The sequence below is a fragment of the Okeania sp. SIO2C9 genome, assembly GCF_010672455.1.
Classification (GTDB): Bacteria; Cyanobacteriota; Cyanobacteriia; order Cyanobacteriales; family Microcoleaceae; genus Okeania.
The window spans coordinates 280,846-297,354 of the sequence record NZ_JAAHGO010000004.1 but is presented as its reverse complement, the minus strand read 5'-3'; the positions used below and the strand labels follow the sequence as shown (position 1 = coordinate 297,354).

Annotated in this window: 13 protein-coding genes; 10 read left to right on the top strand and 3 right to left on the bottom strand. The window is 37.0% G+C overall.

The genetic code is table 11. The features are described 5' to 3' along the window. Positions 1-844 precede the first annotated feature (844 nt). Together F6K23_RS05330 and tsaD are read right to left on the bottom strand one after the other, a co-directional pair. Positions 845-1,363: a GNAT family N-acetyltransferase gene (locus F6K23_RS05330; RefSeq protein ID WP_293151604.1), complete on the bottom strand. Its 519-nt coding sequence runs from the start codon at positions 1,361-1,363 to the stop codon at positions 845-847. A gap of 1,161 nt (positions 1,364-2,524) precedes the next feature. Continuing rightward, on the bottom strand, positions 2,525-3,586 hold the full coding sequence (tsaD, locus tag F6K23_RS05325) for a tRNA (adenosine(37)-N6)-threonylcarbamoyltransferase complex transferase subunit TsaD (protein WP_293151601.1): 1,062 nt from the start codon (positions 3,584-3,586) through the stop codon (positions 2,525-2,527). Positions 3,587-3,730: 144 nt separating this feature from the next. Between tsaD and F6K23_RS05320 the strand changes: the two genes are divergently transcribed. From F6K23_RS05320 to F6K23_RS05300, 5 genes are all read left to right on the top strand, one after another. Then, positions 3,731-4,219, top strand: coding sequence for a Photosystem I reaction center subunit III (locus F6K23_RS05320; protein WP_293151598.1), 489 nt, complete (start codon positions 3,731-3,733; stop codon positions 4,217-4,219). A gap of 145 nt (positions 4,220-4,364) precedes the next feature. Then, positions 4,365-4,490: a photosystem I reaction center subunit IX gene (gene psaJ / locus F6K23_RS05315; protein ID WP_124143070.1), complete on the top strand. Its 126-nt coding sequence runs from the start codon at positions 4,365-4,367 to the stop codon at positions 4,488-4,490. A gap of 862 nt (positions 4,491-5,352) precedes the next feature. Continuing rightward, a complete protein-coding gene (locus F6K23_RS05310; protein ID WP_293151595.1) occupies positions 5,353-5,475 on the top strand; it encodes a hypothetical protein in 123 nt (40 codons plus the stop codon). Positions 5,476-5,673: 198 nt separating this feature from the next. Further along, positions 5,674-6,486, top strand: a complete 813-nt coding sequence (locus F6K23_RS05305; RefSeq protein WP_293151592.1) for a carbon-nitrogen hydrolase family protein — start codon at positions 5,674-5,676, stop codon at positions 6,484-6,486. A gap of 1,958 nt (positions 6,487-8,444) precedes the next feature. Next, positions 8,445-9,863: a cation:proton antiporter gene (locus tag F6K23_RS05300; protein ID WP_293151589.1), complete on the top strand. Its 1,419-nt coding sequence runs from the start codon at positions 8,445-8,447 to the stop codon at positions 9,861-9,863. Positions 9,864-10,521: 658 nt separating this feature from the next. On the opposite strand, the gene F6K23_RS05295 is transcribed toward F6K23_RS05300, so the two are convergent. Beyond that, complete coding sequence (locus F6K23_RS05295) at positions 10,522-11,337, bottom strand: sirohydrochlorin chelatase (RefSeq protein ID WP_293151585.1); 816 nt, start codon at positions 11,335-11,337, stop codon at positions 10,522-10,524. Between the two features lie 339 nt (positions 11,338-11,676). Between F6K23_RS05295 and F6K23_RS05290 the strand changes: the two genes are divergently transcribed. The 5 genes from F6K23_RS05290 to F6K23_RS05270 all read left to right on the top strand — a co-directional run bounded on the left by F6K23_RS05290 (position 11,677) and on the right by F6K23_RS05270 (position 15,073). Then, positions 11,677-12,000, top strand: coding sequence for a hypothetical protein (locus F6K23_RS05290; RefSeq protein ID WP_293151582.1), 324 nt, complete (start codon positions 11,677-11,679; stop codon positions 11,998-12,000). Between the two features lie 108 nt (positions 12,001-12,108). Next, on the top strand, positions 12,109-12,438 hold the full coding sequence (locus F6K23_RS05285) for a hypothetical protein (RefSeq protein WP_293151579.1): 330 nt from the start codon (positions 12,109-12,111) through the stop codon (positions 12,436-12,438). A 498-nt stretch (positions 12,439-12,936) separates the two neighbouring features. Then, positions 12,937-13,173: a hypothetical protein gene (locus F6K23_RS05280; RefSeq protein ID WP_293151576.1), complete on the top strand. Its 237-nt coding sequence runs from the start codon at positions 12,937-12,939 to the stop codon at positions 13,171-13,173. A gap of 261 nt (positions 13,174-13,434) precedes the next feature. Then, on the top strand, positions 13,435-13,644 hold the full coding sequence (locus tag F6K23_RS05275; protein WP_287243877.1) for a hypothetical protein: 210 nt from the start codon (positions 13,435-13,437) through the stop codon (positions 13,642-13,644). Positions 13,645-13,879: 235 nt separating this feature from the next. Further along, positions 13,880-15,073 (top strand): glycosyltransferase family 4 protein, encoded by a 1,194-nt coding sequence (locus F6K23_RS05270; protein WP_293151569.1) that lies wholly within the window; start codon positions 13,880-13,882, stop codon positions 15,071-15,073. The last annotated feature ends 1,436 nt before the right edge of the window (positions 15,074-16,509 follow it).

The following is a 16,509-nucleotide window of genomic DNA, read 5'->3' as shown; positions in this document are numbered from 1 at the left end:
AAATCCCTAGCTTGCTTAAATATTTATACTATATAAATTATCTTCATTTACCTCTATCGGGAGTCAAATTCTCAGTTAAATATGCCAGCATAAATACTTACCGAATAATTAATAATTAATAATTAAATAATTCTGGTTTAAAGCCTCCCCTTGATCGGGGAAAAAGCGGTCGAGGGATGGCGAGGTCCCCTCGCCATATCCAATCGACCAAGAGAAGAAATAATATTTCCTTATATCCAATTCCGTAATGGTTTTAACCTTCTTGTAATTATCAATTATCCATTATAAATTATCAATTAATGAATGAATCGTTGACTCCTATTGACCACTATAATTGTCTTCTTAATGCATGACTTTTGACTTATATTTTTCTGCTACGTTTTGTCGTGCGGAATGTAGGTTGTAGAGGACTTTACAAGAGATAGTTAGGGCGTGACCGATCTAATCTAAAAGCATTGACATATAAAGACAAATGCCTTTTTGGGGCATTTCAAAAGTGTCTAGTATCACGTCTAAAACGCTCATGCATGGAACGTATTTTAGGCTCATAGTTGGGCAGAACAATCTTGGGACAAAACTTAGGCCCTACCTCCTCGCTCATTCCCCGTTTTTCCTGTTTCCTGTCTCCTGTCTCCTGTCTCCTGTCTCCTACCCCAGCAAAAAGACTTTCCATAAGCAAACCCTAGTTAGAAGAATTATCACTTGATTTTTCTGACCTTGCCTGCCCAAAATGCTAACTTTTTGAGCTTTTTGGAATGAAAAGCTTGCAATTTTTTAGACCTAAAAAGGCACTTGCCTTTGTCTGTAAATACATAACTGTATTTTTTTAGAGATATCTACATTCTTATTCACTTCTATCCTTTTTCTTTGCTTCCTCAAGATGAAGCCCCACAATTACTAAATCTCTCCTAGTATCATCTAAATCAGCTACTTTTGGTAAATAACCCCAACGTTGAAAACCAAACTTATCAAATAACTTTAAACTAGGAATATTATGAGCAAAAATAAAGCCAAGTAAAGTCTTAATTCCTAACTTAGGGCTACGATAAATTGCCTCTGAAAGTAATTTTTTTCCTATGCCTTGACCTTTATATTCAGGAGCAATATATATACTTACTTCTGCCGTAGCTTTGTAGGCTGGTCTACCATAAAAAGACTGAAAACTTAGCCACCCGATCACTTTATTATCTAGTTCTACAACTAAAATAGGACGACTATCTGGTGAGTGTTCTTGATACCAAGAAATACGACTTTCAACCGATATAATTTCTAAATCACCAGCAGCAATACGACTGGGAATTGAAGCATTATAAATTTCTACAATTACAGCTAAGTCTTTGGCTTCGGCATTTCTAATTTTCATTACTGATTTAGCAGTCTATAGCAAATAACAGGGAACAGTTGGAAGAACATTTCCACTTCTCATTAATATGTTTAACATCAACTTATCTAAGTAATAAGTTAGTCCTTCAATAATTAATAATTAATAATTAATAATTAATTATTAATTATTACCTCTCCTTAAAAACGGATAGGATTGCTTCAAAGGAAAAAATTTCTCTATTATCCCCTTGAAAGGGGGAGGCTTTAAACCACAATTTTTCGGTAAAAACCAAGCAGTATTCAACAATTAATAATTAATTATTAGGGCTTGCTGAAAAAGTCTTTTTGTCAAGGTAAGGAGCAGGGACCCACCCCTAACCCCTCCCAGAAGAGGAAAAAGGGAGTAGTTAAGAGTTAAGAGGAATAGGGACTTATAGAAGAGGTACTCAGAAAAATTATCCCAAGATTGTTCTGCCTAACTATATCCATAAATACTAACTTTTTGAACCACCTACACCAAAAATATTTTCAATAATGGATAATTGATAATTGATAATTACCTATCCCTAAAACGAATAGGAAGGATTGAATAAAAGGAAAAATTTTTCTTGTTTATCCTTGCTCATTAGAGGATTTTTACCTTAATTATTCGGTAATTTTTTCCCTCCTTAAATGCCACAAACAATATCATTCAATCCTTTCATACTTAATCAGCAGAGCAATAATTAGGGTTTGCTGAAAAAGTCTTATGGGTAAGGGTAGGAGTCAGTCCTCAGTCCTCAGGAGGAATGAGAATTATAGAGGAGACAGGAGAAAGAATAGTCCTTTGATTTTTCTGCCATAATCTACCCAAAATGCTCACTTTTTCAGCTTTATCAATCAAAAAGTTAGTACTTTTTCCCTACCTAAAATTGCTCAAACCATTATATGTCAATCCTTTTAGATTTAATCAGCAAGCCCCCTAATTAATAATTACCTCTCCTTTAAAACGGATAGGATTGAGTAATCATGAAAATTTTTATTTACTATCCCCTTAAAAGAAGAGGTTTTAAACCACAACCTTTCGGTAGTAGAAATTGATAGATATTTCCCTAGCAGAATGGCAGAAATAACTAACCATTTTCAAAATTATAAAAGCCTTACCAATCAATACTTTTGAATTTTGAATTTTAACTTCCGCGTAGCAGCACTATTTCTAAACTCAAGGCAATTTGTATAATTCCATCACATCTTTTATGGCCATTCGAGAACTAGCTCCTAAGTTCATAGATGAAATGTGGCCTCGACTCAGATGGTCAGCCGCTGCACAACCAATCATAGCTGCATTATCTGTACAGAATTTGAGGGGAGGAAATAGTACCCGCAAATTATGGTTAGCTGCTGCTGTACTTAAATGCTGTCGCAACCCACTATTTGCAGCTACACCTCCACCAATAGCAATTGTATTTAATCCATAATCTAAAGCACAGGCGATCGCTCTTTTTGTTAACCCCTTCGCTACAGTTTCCTGAAAGCTAGCTGCAATGTCCCTAATTATTGAAGACTCAGGTAATAACTCATGGCCTTCTGTTTCCAATTTTTGAATTAATCGCAAGACAGCAGTTTTTAGTCCACTGAAACTACAATCATAAGGGTGATAACCACCTTCAGGTAAAGAAATTTTCCCTTCGGGTAGAGAAAAAGCCGATTTATTGCCCTCCGCTGCTAATTTATCAATTACAGGACCTCCCGGATAGCCAAGTTTTAATAATCTAGCCACCTTATCAAAAGCCTCTCCTGCAGCATCATCCTTTGTTTGGCCTAATGTTTCATACACACCACAATCTTTGACATAAATTAAACTTGTATGGCCTCCAGAAACCAACAAACAGAGAAAAGGTGGTTTTAATTCTGGTTGACTCAGATAAGTCGCGTAAATATGACCTTCTAAATGATGCACTCCCACAAATGGCTTTTTATGGACAATAGCCAGAGTTTTCGCTGCCGTTATTCCTACTAACAGAGCGCCAACCAAACCAGGGGCGCAAGTAGCTCCAATACCATCAATATCTGGCCAATCTAAATCAACCTCTGTAAAAGCCTGAGCGATCGCCTGATTGATTATTTCTAAATGTTGCCGTGAAGCTATTTCTGGCACCACACCTCCATAAAAACTGTGAATATTAATTTGTGACTTTACGATATTACTTAAAACTTGATGATTCTTAACAATTGCCACAGACGTTTCATCACAACTTGTTTCTATAGCTAAAATAGTTGTCATTGACTGATAAATTTATAAAAATAGCTTGATTAGTGTCAGCTTCAAATTTATCATTTCCATTAAGAAAATCCCTACTTTCAGCTTGATTTAGCTACAGAAGTATGGGTAATTGTCAACACTTTGTAATAAAAGGAAACAATTTTTATGAGACGATTGTTGGCTTTAGTTTTAGCCATAAGTCTTTGGGTAAGCTGTGCATCAGCAGCATCAGCATATAACTTAGTGCCATGTTCAGAATCACCTGCTTTTCAGGCACGAGCTGAATATGCTCGCCCTACTACCGGCGATCCAGAATCTGGTAAGAAACGATTTGAACGTTATTCACAAGCACTTTGTGGAGAAGACGGACTACCTCATTTAATAGTAGATGGTAGTCTCGATCGTGCTGGAGATTTCCTCATTCCTAGCATCTTATTCTTGTATATTACAGGTTGGATTGGTTGGGCTGGTCGTTCCTATCTACAAGCAATCAAATCTGGTAAGAATCCAGAGGAAAAAGAGATTGTTATCGACGTTCCTTTAGCAATCCAAAAAATGCTAGGTGCAGCTCTATGGCCAGTGTTGGCATTAGGAGAATTTACCTCTGGTAAAATGTTTGCTGAAGAAAACGAAATCACTGTTTCCCCACGCTAAAACATCAACTAAGGAATTAGTGAAAACCAAATAATTGTAATTAGTATTTTTATACTAATTACTAATTGCCAATCGTCCCAAAATAATGTTTTTAACATTGTCTAAACAATACCTGATTTGACAATCAACTTGAGGAGAAATATTCATGCAAGACTTACTTAAGTATCTATCAACAGCCCCAGTTTTAGCTGCAGCCTGGATGATTATCACAGCCGGAATTTTAATTGAGTTTAATCGCTTTTTCCCAGACTTGCTTTTCCACCCAATGTAAAAGCAAAAAAGTTAACTCAGATTGTTTCTGGATTAATCTGAAGTCTGAAACAAAATTTAGATTAAATTCTGAATAAATATCAGATGAAAAATAGTGGTAAATTCAGAAATCAAAATTATAGACTAATAGTCCGTCAAGCAAAAAAAATGATGAGTATGTTGAGTATCAAAGGCTTATAAATAAGTGTTATTGAGAAATAGTAACTCATTAAATATAACTTGATAGACTACTACAGTTGAAAATCTGATTTCTGAAACCACTCTAAAATTTAGCTATTGCTAACTCACTTAATCATCTTGAATAAAAACTACTATCTCAATATATTCTAGAATTTAATAGTGTCCTAAAATATTTTTTGTAGGGTGATTTACAAAAAATATAATTGCATTTGATGGTTTTTGAATGTAAATTCAACTATATATAGCAACCCTATCAAATTAACTATTATAAAAATTGTCTAATTAAAGCCTATACTGAAAGTAAAATTCCAGATAGACCAAGGATTCCTAACTATAGAAAGAAAGGAGGATTAGCTACAGTTAGTTATCCGGCTCAAGCGTTAAAACTCAAAGATAATCAAATCAGAGTGCCACTAGGCAATACCTGTAAGCGCTGGCTTGGGAACGATAACTTCTTAATTTCCATTCCTAGTAATCTAGCATTTTCTGCTCTTAAAGAACTGATAATATTACCCATAAATAGATGTTTTTATTGGGAATTTATCTATGAAAAAGAAGTGGTAATTAAACCTCAATTAAATCAATAAAATGTCTTAGGAATAGACCATGTGTAAATAATTGGTTGACCTGTTGTATCCAATGTAAATACTAGTTTGATAGTAGATGGGAAACAGATTAAATCAATGAATCGTTGGCACAACAAACAGATATCAACTATTAAAGAAAATCAGCCTCAAGGATTTTGGTCAAATAGACTAGCTGCCATTACAGAAAAGCGTAACCGCCAAATCCGATTTTGGTATTAATAAAGCAGACAGAATAGTCATTAATCATTGCGCGCGAACATGAGCTTGGTACAATTATTTTTGGTGGGAATACAAGGTCATAAAAATGAAATAAAATAAGGAAAATGGATAAATAACTACCTTTTTATCAGCGAATTTGGTATAAATAATAAGGCAAACATCAAAAAACTCCAACATAATAGCTGAAAAACTGACTTAATGAAATCCTATCTCGCAGCAGCAATATCGATGACAAGTGTGCCTGACTTGTCAAAAAATCTAGCACAGGCAGAAGAATTAATAGACCTAGCAGTCCGTCAAGGTGCAGAGTTAGTTACCTTACCTGAAAATTTCCCCTTTTTGGGTGAAGAAAAAGAAAAATTGGCCCAAGCAGAAGCGATCGCTACAGAGAGTGAAAAATTTCTCAAAACAACGGCTCAAAAATTCCAAATCACAATTTTAGGAGGTGGGTATCCAGTACCCACAAAAGATAGCAAAGTTTATAACGTTGCATCCCTAATCGATCCTAATGGTCAAGAAGTAGCTAGGTATGAAAAAGCACACTTATTTGACGTTAACTTACCTGACGGTAACACTTACCGAGAATCAAATACCGTCAAAGCAGGTGTCAAGTTACCTTCAGTCTATTCATCAAAAGATTATGGAAATTTAGGCATATCAGTATGCTATGATGTAAGATTCCCTGAACTATATAGATATCTCTCAAATGCCGGGGCTGAAGTCCTATTCGTACCAGCGGCCTTCACTGCATATACAGGAAAAGACCACTGGCAAGTATTACTCCAAGCACGTGCAATAGAAAATACCTGTTATATCATTGCTCCAGCTCAAACAGGCAACCACTATGGCAGAAGACAAACTCATGGCCATGCAATGATAGTTGACCCTTGGGGTCTGATTTTGGCAGATACTGAGGATAAACCAGGAGTAGCGATCGCAGAAATTAACCCATCAAGATTAGAACAAGTTCGTAGACAAATGCCATCTCTACAACATAGGGTATTTACTTAACACAATCGCCTTATGCTCAATAATGAACAATTAATAATTAATAATTATCTCTCCTGAAAACGGATAGGATTGACAAATAGAATTTTTTGTCTTTACTTCTTTAAAGAAGAAGAAGCTTTAAATCTTAATTATTCAATTTGATTATTCTCTTTTCCCTTATGGGTTTAATACCCCACTTTCACTTTTTGTGTCTATCAACTTGCCCTTGATTTGGTTGAGCAGAACGGCAACTTTTCAGTATCCCCATACACTTTTCCAGTCTTTCGCTGCATTCTTCTTCCTTCTTCAAATTTACAGTAGTAGACTAAGAGGTTGTTTGTAAATAATTATGAAGTGTTTTTACCCCTGACAAATTGGGTATTTCAGCCTATAAATCTGGGATAAATAACCAAGTTGTTAGAATTTAAAGGTCAATCATTGTATATTACAAAACTTTACAAACAGTCTCTAACTAGGAAAGAATAAAAATTTTTTAACTATTGAGTTATGCTGTGTCGTGGTTAATCTTTAACTATTCCAAAGATCGACTTTTAAAAGTTTTATCTCAAACACTTATTCACTGACGAAGGCCAAGGAAAAAATATAAAGTACAATATAGATTTTAATTGTGTCCGCTAGTGATTCTGTAGTATTAGCAATTGTGAAATATTGGGAAAATCTTACCTCTGATTCTGTAATAGTTTCATCTTGGGCCGTTAATAAAGCTGAAAACTCAGACAACACAAGATTTTTCTTCTTGCTTCTTCCTTCTGATATAATATAGGGTTTAAGACCCTCATACTTCTGCTTAAAAAACTTCGTAGTGCGCCTTTGTAGAGAGTCTTATCCTCCCTATAATACACCTGTTAACGCAATTTATCTCAACGTTGGTTGAAGACCCGCGCTCTTCCGAAGGGGAGCTAGGGCATGAATGCGAGCACATTCCGGAGGAAAAACCAATCAATTTTGTGACGCATGCCAATAGTGTGTTAGTATTAAAATTTTGCTGCTGGGCTAGCAGTGTCAGTCTGTGGAGTGCGCCTTTAGACCAGAAAGAGGTTTGGCCTCCTCAGCAGGTGCGTATTTAATCAGAAAGTCCTGAGTCGCGAGGTTTAGGAATCCCGCGTTGTCGCGCCATGCGCAACGTCGGGAGGATGTCAACCACAGAAGGATAATATCATCTCCGAAGGCAATCGTTTGTGTAAACCCAAGCGTAAATATCTATAGGAAATTTTAAGTTTTTTTCTTGCCCTTAAGCCTTCCTGCCTGTTCCCTGTTCCCTGTTCCCTAACTTTACCAGGACTTACGCAAATTAACTTTTAAACCACCATCTGTAGGGGCGAATGGTATTGGCGTTCCGCCAAGCTCCGAATGGCGCCCTAGCCATAAGTAGAGTCTGTGCGTAAGTCCTGTTTACCGAAAAATTGTGGGTATGCGCCTCCCCTTTTCAGGGGATAATAAGCGGTCGTTTGCGCAGCATTCCGTAGGATGGGATGGCGAGGTCTCGGAGCAGTCCGACCATCGACTCCTGTGAAGAAAAATTTTCATGAATTTGTCAATGCTCTACACTCCATGGAGAGGTAATTATTCATTATTCATTATTCATTGTTGAATATACAATACCGATGCTACCGGACATGATATAACTTATACAAACAGCTTGTAGGGAAAAAAAATAATCTTTAGGATCAACAGAAAGTTTTATAGAAATCTCCAGAAATTATCTAATTCCGAATCTAAAACTTTTTCAGGGACTTTCCAAAACTTTCCTATATTATTTTTCCAGGTTAGATAAATATTTACTATACATTTTAAATAGATTGATACAGACTCAAACATCAACGTGTTGATTTTCTCCGCCTAAGTTCAAATTAGATATCTTTTATATATATTCACCAAAAAATATTTTTATCACAAAAGATTAGCACTCTGTGCCTAAAGTCCTGTTACATTAAGTCAAGATGATTTAGAAAAACTTAATGTTTAGTTCAATGGCAGGGTTCAATTTTTTGAATGAATTTTTCCTATTTCCTTTATCAGGCAAACTTCAACCGATACTAGCAACAGCGACAGAAACAGAAGTAGAACCAGCAATGGTAGTTGCAGGAGTCCTTTTGAGCCTAGTGGCAATTTATATAGCCAGCAAAGCAGGGGGCGAATTTTTTAACTGGCTAGGTTTTCCACCAGTATTAGGTGAACTAGTAGGAGGTGTAGTTATAGGTATTTCCGCCCTAAACCTGGTAATCTTTCCAGAAAGTGGGGCAGATAGTTCCACATCGGTAGTTATCAGTATTTTAGAAGCAACAGCAGGTTTAGCCCCTGACGCTGCGGAAGCTACATTTCAAGTCCAAAGTGAAGTCCTCGAAGTTCTATCCGAACTGGGGGTCATCATTTTGCTATTTGAAATTGGCCTAGAATCCAACATTAGAGACTTAATGCAAGTGGGTATTCAGTCCCTAATTGTCGCAATTGTGGGAGTAACATTACCATTTGTCGCTGGTACAGCAGGAATGATGATGATATTCCATGTCTCAGCAGTACCAGCAATTTTTGCAGGAGCAGCTCTTACAGCAACCAGTATTGGCATTACTTCCAGGGTACTAGCAGAAATTAACCGCCTCAATACTCAAGAAGGTCAAATTATTTTGGGTGCTGCTGTTATAGATGATGTTTTGGGTATTATTATCCTGGCAGTAGTAGCAAGTTTAGCAAAAACTGGCGAAGTTGATGTAGTCAATGCCGTATATCTGATCGTTAGTGCCAGCGTATTTTTGGTAGGTGCAATATTGTTAGGTCGCTTCTTTAATGATACCTTTGTCTTCTTTGGTGAAAAATTTAAAACTCGTGGACGAGCAGTCATTCCAGCTTTGACGATCGCATTATTTATGTCCTACATTGGTACAGCGATCCATTTGGAAGCGATATTGGGAGCTTTTGCCGCCGGATTGGTTTTAGATAACTTGGATCAAACAGAGGTAGGTAGAGAATTAGAAGAACTAATTCGTCCTATTTCTGATGTCGTCGTTCCCATTTTCTTTGTCACAGTGGGGACAAAAACCAATCTTGGAGTTCTCAACCCAGCTATTCCGACTAACCGTGAAGGTTTAGTTATTGCGATCTTCTTAATAGTTGTTGCTATTGTGGGTAAGGTTGCCTGCGGTTTTAGTGTCTTTGGTTTAGATAACATTAATCGTTTAGCTGTTGGTGTTGGTATGGTGCCACGGGGTGAAGTTGGTTTGGTTTTTGCCTCAGTTGGTTCTGCTAGTGGCGCTTTATCCCCTGCTTTGGATGTAGCAATTATTCTCATGGTTATCATTACAACATTCTTAGCGCCTCCCTTGCTGCGAGTTGTGTTCGGAGAAGGAGAAGCAGAAGAAGTAACTGAAACTTCTGGGTAGTTATTTGCAAAAGGTAGAAGGTAGAAGGTTAATTTTTAGATGGCTTTTCTATAACTCATAACCTTTAACCTTTATAGAACCCATTTGAGGTCTATTTAAAAAGAGATGGGGACCCACCCCTAACCCCTCCCAGGAGGGGAATGTGGGGAGGTAGGGAGATGGGGAGATGGGGAGATGGAAGCAAATTTCAACCTGCTTGGAGCACTACCTGGTGCGCCTAAGATCGGTGAGTGCAGTACGCCCTTCGGGTTCCCGTCTGTGGGCGGAACCTGCCTCCCCCCCCCATAGGCGCCCCGCCGAATTGAAGCAACTGCCCTACGGAAAGCGTCTCTGTGAGCGTAGCTCCTCCGGAGGAGGAAAGAGATACCCGAAAGGCCTGGGGTATCATCCGCTTTTTGCCCTATTCTCGTTCCTGAATCTCCTGACTTCACCACCGACTGAGTTCTGAAGACGGCAGCCAAAAGCACATACCCCGTGCAAAGAGACCAAATGGGTTCTATATAAGAAATCCAAAACTTTCCCAAAATCTACATTTTTAATGCCTCCAAAGTATAACTTAGGGAGGTATTTTTTTATAGTATCAAGTCTTATTCATTAGACTTAATCAAAACTCTTGTCAATTCTCAAGAGAATCTTTCAAAATTCCTCCGACTCCCTTCTATTCAGTTTCGCTAATCAAGTCCAAAACTAATTTAGCTAATTCATTAGTTGCCCCAAGAGGTTCACTCAGGCAGAATTTAATAGCAGGGTATATTTGAGTAAATTGATTAACTGTATCAGCGATCGCATCAGTAATACCCCCATTAAACAGAAAATAAGGCAAAATTCCAATTTTTTGGTACCCTTGTCTGATTAATATTTCAACTCTTGATTTCAGGTCGGGACAAACAGACCAATAAGCAGTACAAACCAAAACTTGACAACTACTTGCAAGAGACTGGGCTATTTTTTCCACAGGTTCATTGCCACCAGGACGGCGACTACCATGAGAAATAAGTACCCAAGCATCAGCAGTCACAGAAGTTACTTTGGCTGCAAGTAAACGTGCCATTTCTGGATGGGAACCAATATATGGACATAGAGTGATGTTCGTTTGGCTATCAGTTTCTGAGTTAAATTCAGATTTTGGCTTACTTTTTTCCTTTGCTTTAACCTTGTGCCTGAATACCTCTACTTCTGCTGGAATATCCTCTGTGACATGAACTCCTGGTAATAAAAATAAAGGTATAATTTTAACTTGATTAATGTAGAGCGATCGCCTTTTTTCCCAAAAATCTTCAATTTGTTCGTGCAAAGATTTAAGTCCCAGTTCTAAAACTCCTGTACCAATCAAAGGACATTTGAGAATATCATTACTTGTCAAATTTCCAGTTAAATTTATTTGCCTAGATAAAAGTCCAGCTAGTATGTGTAATTCAAGGAGCGATCGTGGGTCACGACTACCATGAGATACTAAAAAATACGTTGATAGCAATTTTAACTTTGACCTAATTATACGATAAATATATATTAAGTAAAACTTTGGAACAATTTTAATCCTGATTTAGTTGAAAGTTGTATGTTTCTTAGTACACATTAACTCTATCAAATTTCTCCAGATATTGGGTAAAAGTCCAATCAATCCCTTTTAAATGAGTTAATTTTGTATTGTCCAGTATCTCTGCAAATTATTTAATTGATAATAAGAACACTTACTTTCCGGCCAGTTAATATTGGTAACTGTATATAAAGATTAAATCTTTTCGAGAATAATCTGCTATGATTATGATAGATATCAATATACTAAAGTAGAAACCATACAAGGAGCAAAAAAATGGCCAAAGAAGATGTGAAAAGCGTTACCGTACTGCAAAGTGATGATGACTTTGGTGGCTCTCCAGAAACCCTCTATGGAAAGTCCCCCAGCAGTAAGAAAAAGAAAAAGAAAAAACAGTCACGTTCTTTGAAGCCTTATGAAAAAATGGTGTTTTCAATGGCCAAAAAATATGACAAAGCCAGTAAAGAATATCGCGATCGTCACGAAAAATCTAACAAAAAGAAGAAAAACGGTTGGATTAAAGATTTACCCAAAAACTATAGCAAGGCTATGTCTAAGATGGGTGGAATGGGCTACATGGGTATTAAATTGTTTGAATAATTCAAATATTAACACTCTCTTAGCAGAAAACCCAAGTTATTAAGTTCCGAAAGATAAATATCTACTGACATATATCGTTTAGTAGAAAGTATTCATAGGAGGAATAAAGTGGCTAAAGAAGACGTAAAAAGTGTTACAGTGTTGCAAAGTGATGATGACTTTGGTGGCGCACCAGAAACACTCTATGGTAAATCAGCTAAAAGGAAAAAAAAGAAAAAGAAAAAGCAGTCACGTGCTTTGAAGCCTTATGAAAAAATGGTGTTTTCAATGGCCAAAAAATATGACAAAGCGAGTAAAGAATATCGCGATCGTCACGAAAGATCTAACCGGAAGAAGAAAAACGGTTGGATTAAAGATTTCCCCAAAAACTATAGCAAGGCTATATCAAAAATGGGTGGGTTAGGCTACGGCTACATGGGTATTAAATTGTTTGAATAATTAAAATGTTAATACTGATTAGCAAAAAGCCCAACTAACAGAGAAAGTTTTACTGAAAACTTTCATATCAGCTTTAGGCTAATGGGGATAAGTCTGAGTACTAGCTTTGATTCATACAAGATTTTAAGTGCAATGTACTTTTTACATTACGATGAGTGATACCTTTGAAAAAAGAGTAGGACTCAAGCAAAATCTTGATTTGCTAGATGCTCGACAAATGGGGTAAGAAGCTTAGAGTGTAATTTAGCCCTGTTATTAGTAAGTATGAGGAGTATGTTAAAAGTAAGAATTGATTGGTATCATACTCCTCATATTTCTGTTGGTGAATGCTTCTATTGGTGAAGGGTAGGTTTGAAAAGGACTTTCTCAGACTAATAGGAATAAGAATAGGAAATACACAACCAATAACAGATGCAAGAAAAAAATAATTGCAGGCTTTTGGTAAAATTTCCCCAAGCAAAATAATTAGTAAAAATTAAGGAGGTCAAAAAAATGGTAATGTCATCTGATACTAGTGAAAAAAGCGTGAAGCAACAACCAAACACAGTTATTTTAGAGTTTGGAGGAGCTAAGAGTGACGATATCGATGATTTACGCAGAGGTGAGGGTAAGGTATTCAAAAGAATAGGCCAAACAATTGAACAACTACAAGAATCAGGCGAAGTTTCAGATAACATACAACCCATAATTGTTATTCTCAAGAAAAAGAAAAGTAAGAAAGGACTTTTAGACTAAGAATATTTTCTGGCTTTAGTTATAAATAGTCTAAGTGTTGTAACTTCCTTTAAAAGTTTCATAACTTAAGTTATGACTGATACAATAATCTTTCGCTCGACTTCGAGCATTATGCTCGAAGTTATATATGTTAGCTGAAATAGCAGTCTTATCTCCTAGTTATGATAAATTTCGAGAAGGGCATGAAACCCAAAAATGATCGAATTTTCCCTAGCAACATAAGTTAAATTAAGTAGTAAAAATTTAAGGAGAACAAAAAAAATGACACAACAGGCCAACACAATTATTTTTGAAATGAGTGGTGCAGATAAAGACGATATCTATGATTTTCGGAGGGGTCAAGGTAAGATCTTCAGAAGAGTACGGGATGCTATAGAACAATTAAAAGAAGAAGGTGCAGTTGATGAGAATGCACAGCCTGTAATTGCCCTAGTCCAGAAAAAGAAAGATAAAAAGGGACTCTTAGACTAGAAAAATTAAAACCTACGCAATGTACTAATTTTGCTTTCAAGCTGATAGTAACGTATCTTAGAGATAGAGTTGCGCTTTAAGTCCAACAACAATTAAATCAAGCCCTGCTTGTATAGTGAGGGCTTGATATTTTTGTACTTATTAACTAAGAGTAAATAATTTTTTTATGTATTTGATTCAAGGTGTATCAAAATCCCGTATACTTCAAGAGAAATTATAAGTTCAAGTTGATAACGTGAAGATACTATTAGTCTGCACAGAAAAGTTACCAGTGCCTAATGTCCGAGGTGGGGCTATCCAGACATACATAGACGGTATTCTACCTTACCTAAAACGAGAGCATGAAATCACAGTATTCTCCATAGCAGACCCAGATTTACCAGATAGAGAAATTAGAGACAATATTCGTTACGAGCGCACTACTGCCAACACTTCAGAAGAATACTATCAAATAGTAGCCAAATTTGTAGAAAGGAAAAATTTTGATTGGATCATAATTTACAACCGTCCCAAGTATGTGTCCTTGGTTGCCAAAGCAGCTCCCAATAGTCGCTTTCTTCTTAGTATGCACAACGAAATGTTCCATGCGAAAAAAATTGAACCACAAGAGGCAATTAAATGCCTGGAACGAGTAGAAAAAGTAGTCACAGTCAGTAAATTTATTGCTGATGGTATTGCCAAATTATTTCCAGAATATAAACACAAACTGCAACCAGTATATGCTGGAGTAGACCTCAAGCGCTTTCAGCCAAGGTGGGCAGAAGGAGTAAAAGAGAAACGAGAAACAATGCTAGCGACTTACGGTTTGGAGGGCAAAAAAGTAGTCCTCTGCGTGGGAAGGTTGACAGATAAAAAAGGACCTCATCTGTTAATATCTGCGATCGCCAAAGTAATCGAAAAACATCCATCTGCTGTATTATTGCTAGTAGGGAGTAAATGGTACGGCAATAACAATGAAAATGATTATGTCCGTGAAATTAAAGCAGAAGCAGAAAAGTTAGGACAAGCAGTTCAGCTGACTGGTTTTATCCCACCATCAGAAGTAGCAGATTACTTTTTGTTAGGGGATATATTCGTGTGTGCATCTCAATGGGAAGAGCCTCTAGCTAGGGTGCATTATGAAGCTATGGCAACAGGACTATGCACTATTACTACTGCTAGGGGGGGAAATCCTGAAGTAATTGTTCCCGGAAAAAATGGTATTGTCATCTCAGACTACGACAATCCTGATGCCTTTGCTACTGAGATCGACTACTTATTGTCAAAACCAAAGAAGAGTGAAAAAATGGGAAGAACAGCACGTGATCTAGCAGAATTATATTACAGTTGGTCAAGAGTAGCTTGGGATATTTTGAGTATTATTAATGACTCAACATCAATTTCGGTAGAAACGCTACAAGACATAAAAGAAACTAAGGAAGCAGGATAAATCTAAATTTATCCGCATTTTGTGAAAGGAAAAAAAGAATATAAAGTCTAAATAGGGCTTGCTGATTAATTCTCAAAGTATTGATAAATAAAGGCTAAAGCCTTTTTGGGGTTCAAGGGGGTGCCAGCTTTTCGGTGCAAAAAGCTCATGCATGCTAGTATTTTCGGCTGACTATGGTAGAAAAATCCCAAATTGACAAAACTTAGCTCCTACCTCCTCGCTCCCAAGCCATTTCTTCTGTCTCCTGTCTCCTGTCTCCTGTCTCCTACCTCAGCAAAAAGACTTTATGAGCGCAAACCCTAAATATTTCTTAGCTTAGTCTGATTTTCATAGGTATTGGTAAACATAAAACTAAAAGCAATAGCTGCACATTAATGTATGAAAAATGAGCAAGAATTTTCGGCGTTGCTGAATAAATGTATGATTTCACAGGAGTCAAGAGTCAGGATTCAGTAGGACTAAGCCAGGAGTCAGTAGGTAGAAAGGAGTTTTTCGGTGATTAAATAGGAAGAAATAGGTATAATTTGCACTATTGTTTTGGCTAAAAATTTTACCACTAGTTGAATTTCATACCTCAAATCAGCAACGCCGAATTTTCTAAATTAATTGACCTTCTCCAGTATCGCTCCCTAAATCAATCCGATCAAAAAGCTTAGAGCTGATTTGTAAACTTACTGGAGTTTAGACTAATTACAGCAGGCCAAAAACTTGCCGAGGGAGAATAGTCAGATAGTCGAACCTAGGCTGAAACTATTTCTGTATCACCATTGCAACAACTTTTAAGTTAATTATCCGCCCGCTTGTGCTATGGGTTAATTGTGCCATGGCAAGACTTTTTGAAGAGGAGCGAATAACCAACTCCTGACTCAAACTCCCTCAAAAATACAAATCATAAAGAGCATCGAGAACATTCGCATCCCTGATATTACCCAAGGGTAGTGAGCTCCAAGTCTTCATTGCTTCTGGGTAGATTATTTGAAGATTCCAAAATTTAGTCTAAACTCCAGTAAACTTAGCTAAAACCCTTATGTAATCTAACTCTCAGGGATTTAAGTATTGTTGGGCTATAACTCCCAAAACCCTTGTATTGCAACAAATTCAGCCTCTTAATATTTACTTGATAAATCAGCTCTTACACTTTCCTTAAGAATGGTGAAAAAGAAATAGAAAGTATCAGTTACAGAGAATTAGATGAAAAAGTACAGGGGATCACTGTAGAGCTTCAAAAGCAGCAGGTGGGTAGCAAAGAAAGGGCGTAGTATCTGGTGATGCTGCCTATGATATAGCTGCCGCGCTTGCTCCACCAAAAGCGCAATTGCTACTAGGAGGCCAAAAACAGAGGTGTAAAACCAATCATACCACCTCGTAAAGATTCTGTGCCACAGCATACCATGACAATAGCAAAGCTTCACCCCATCCCAGGGATGAAAACCTCA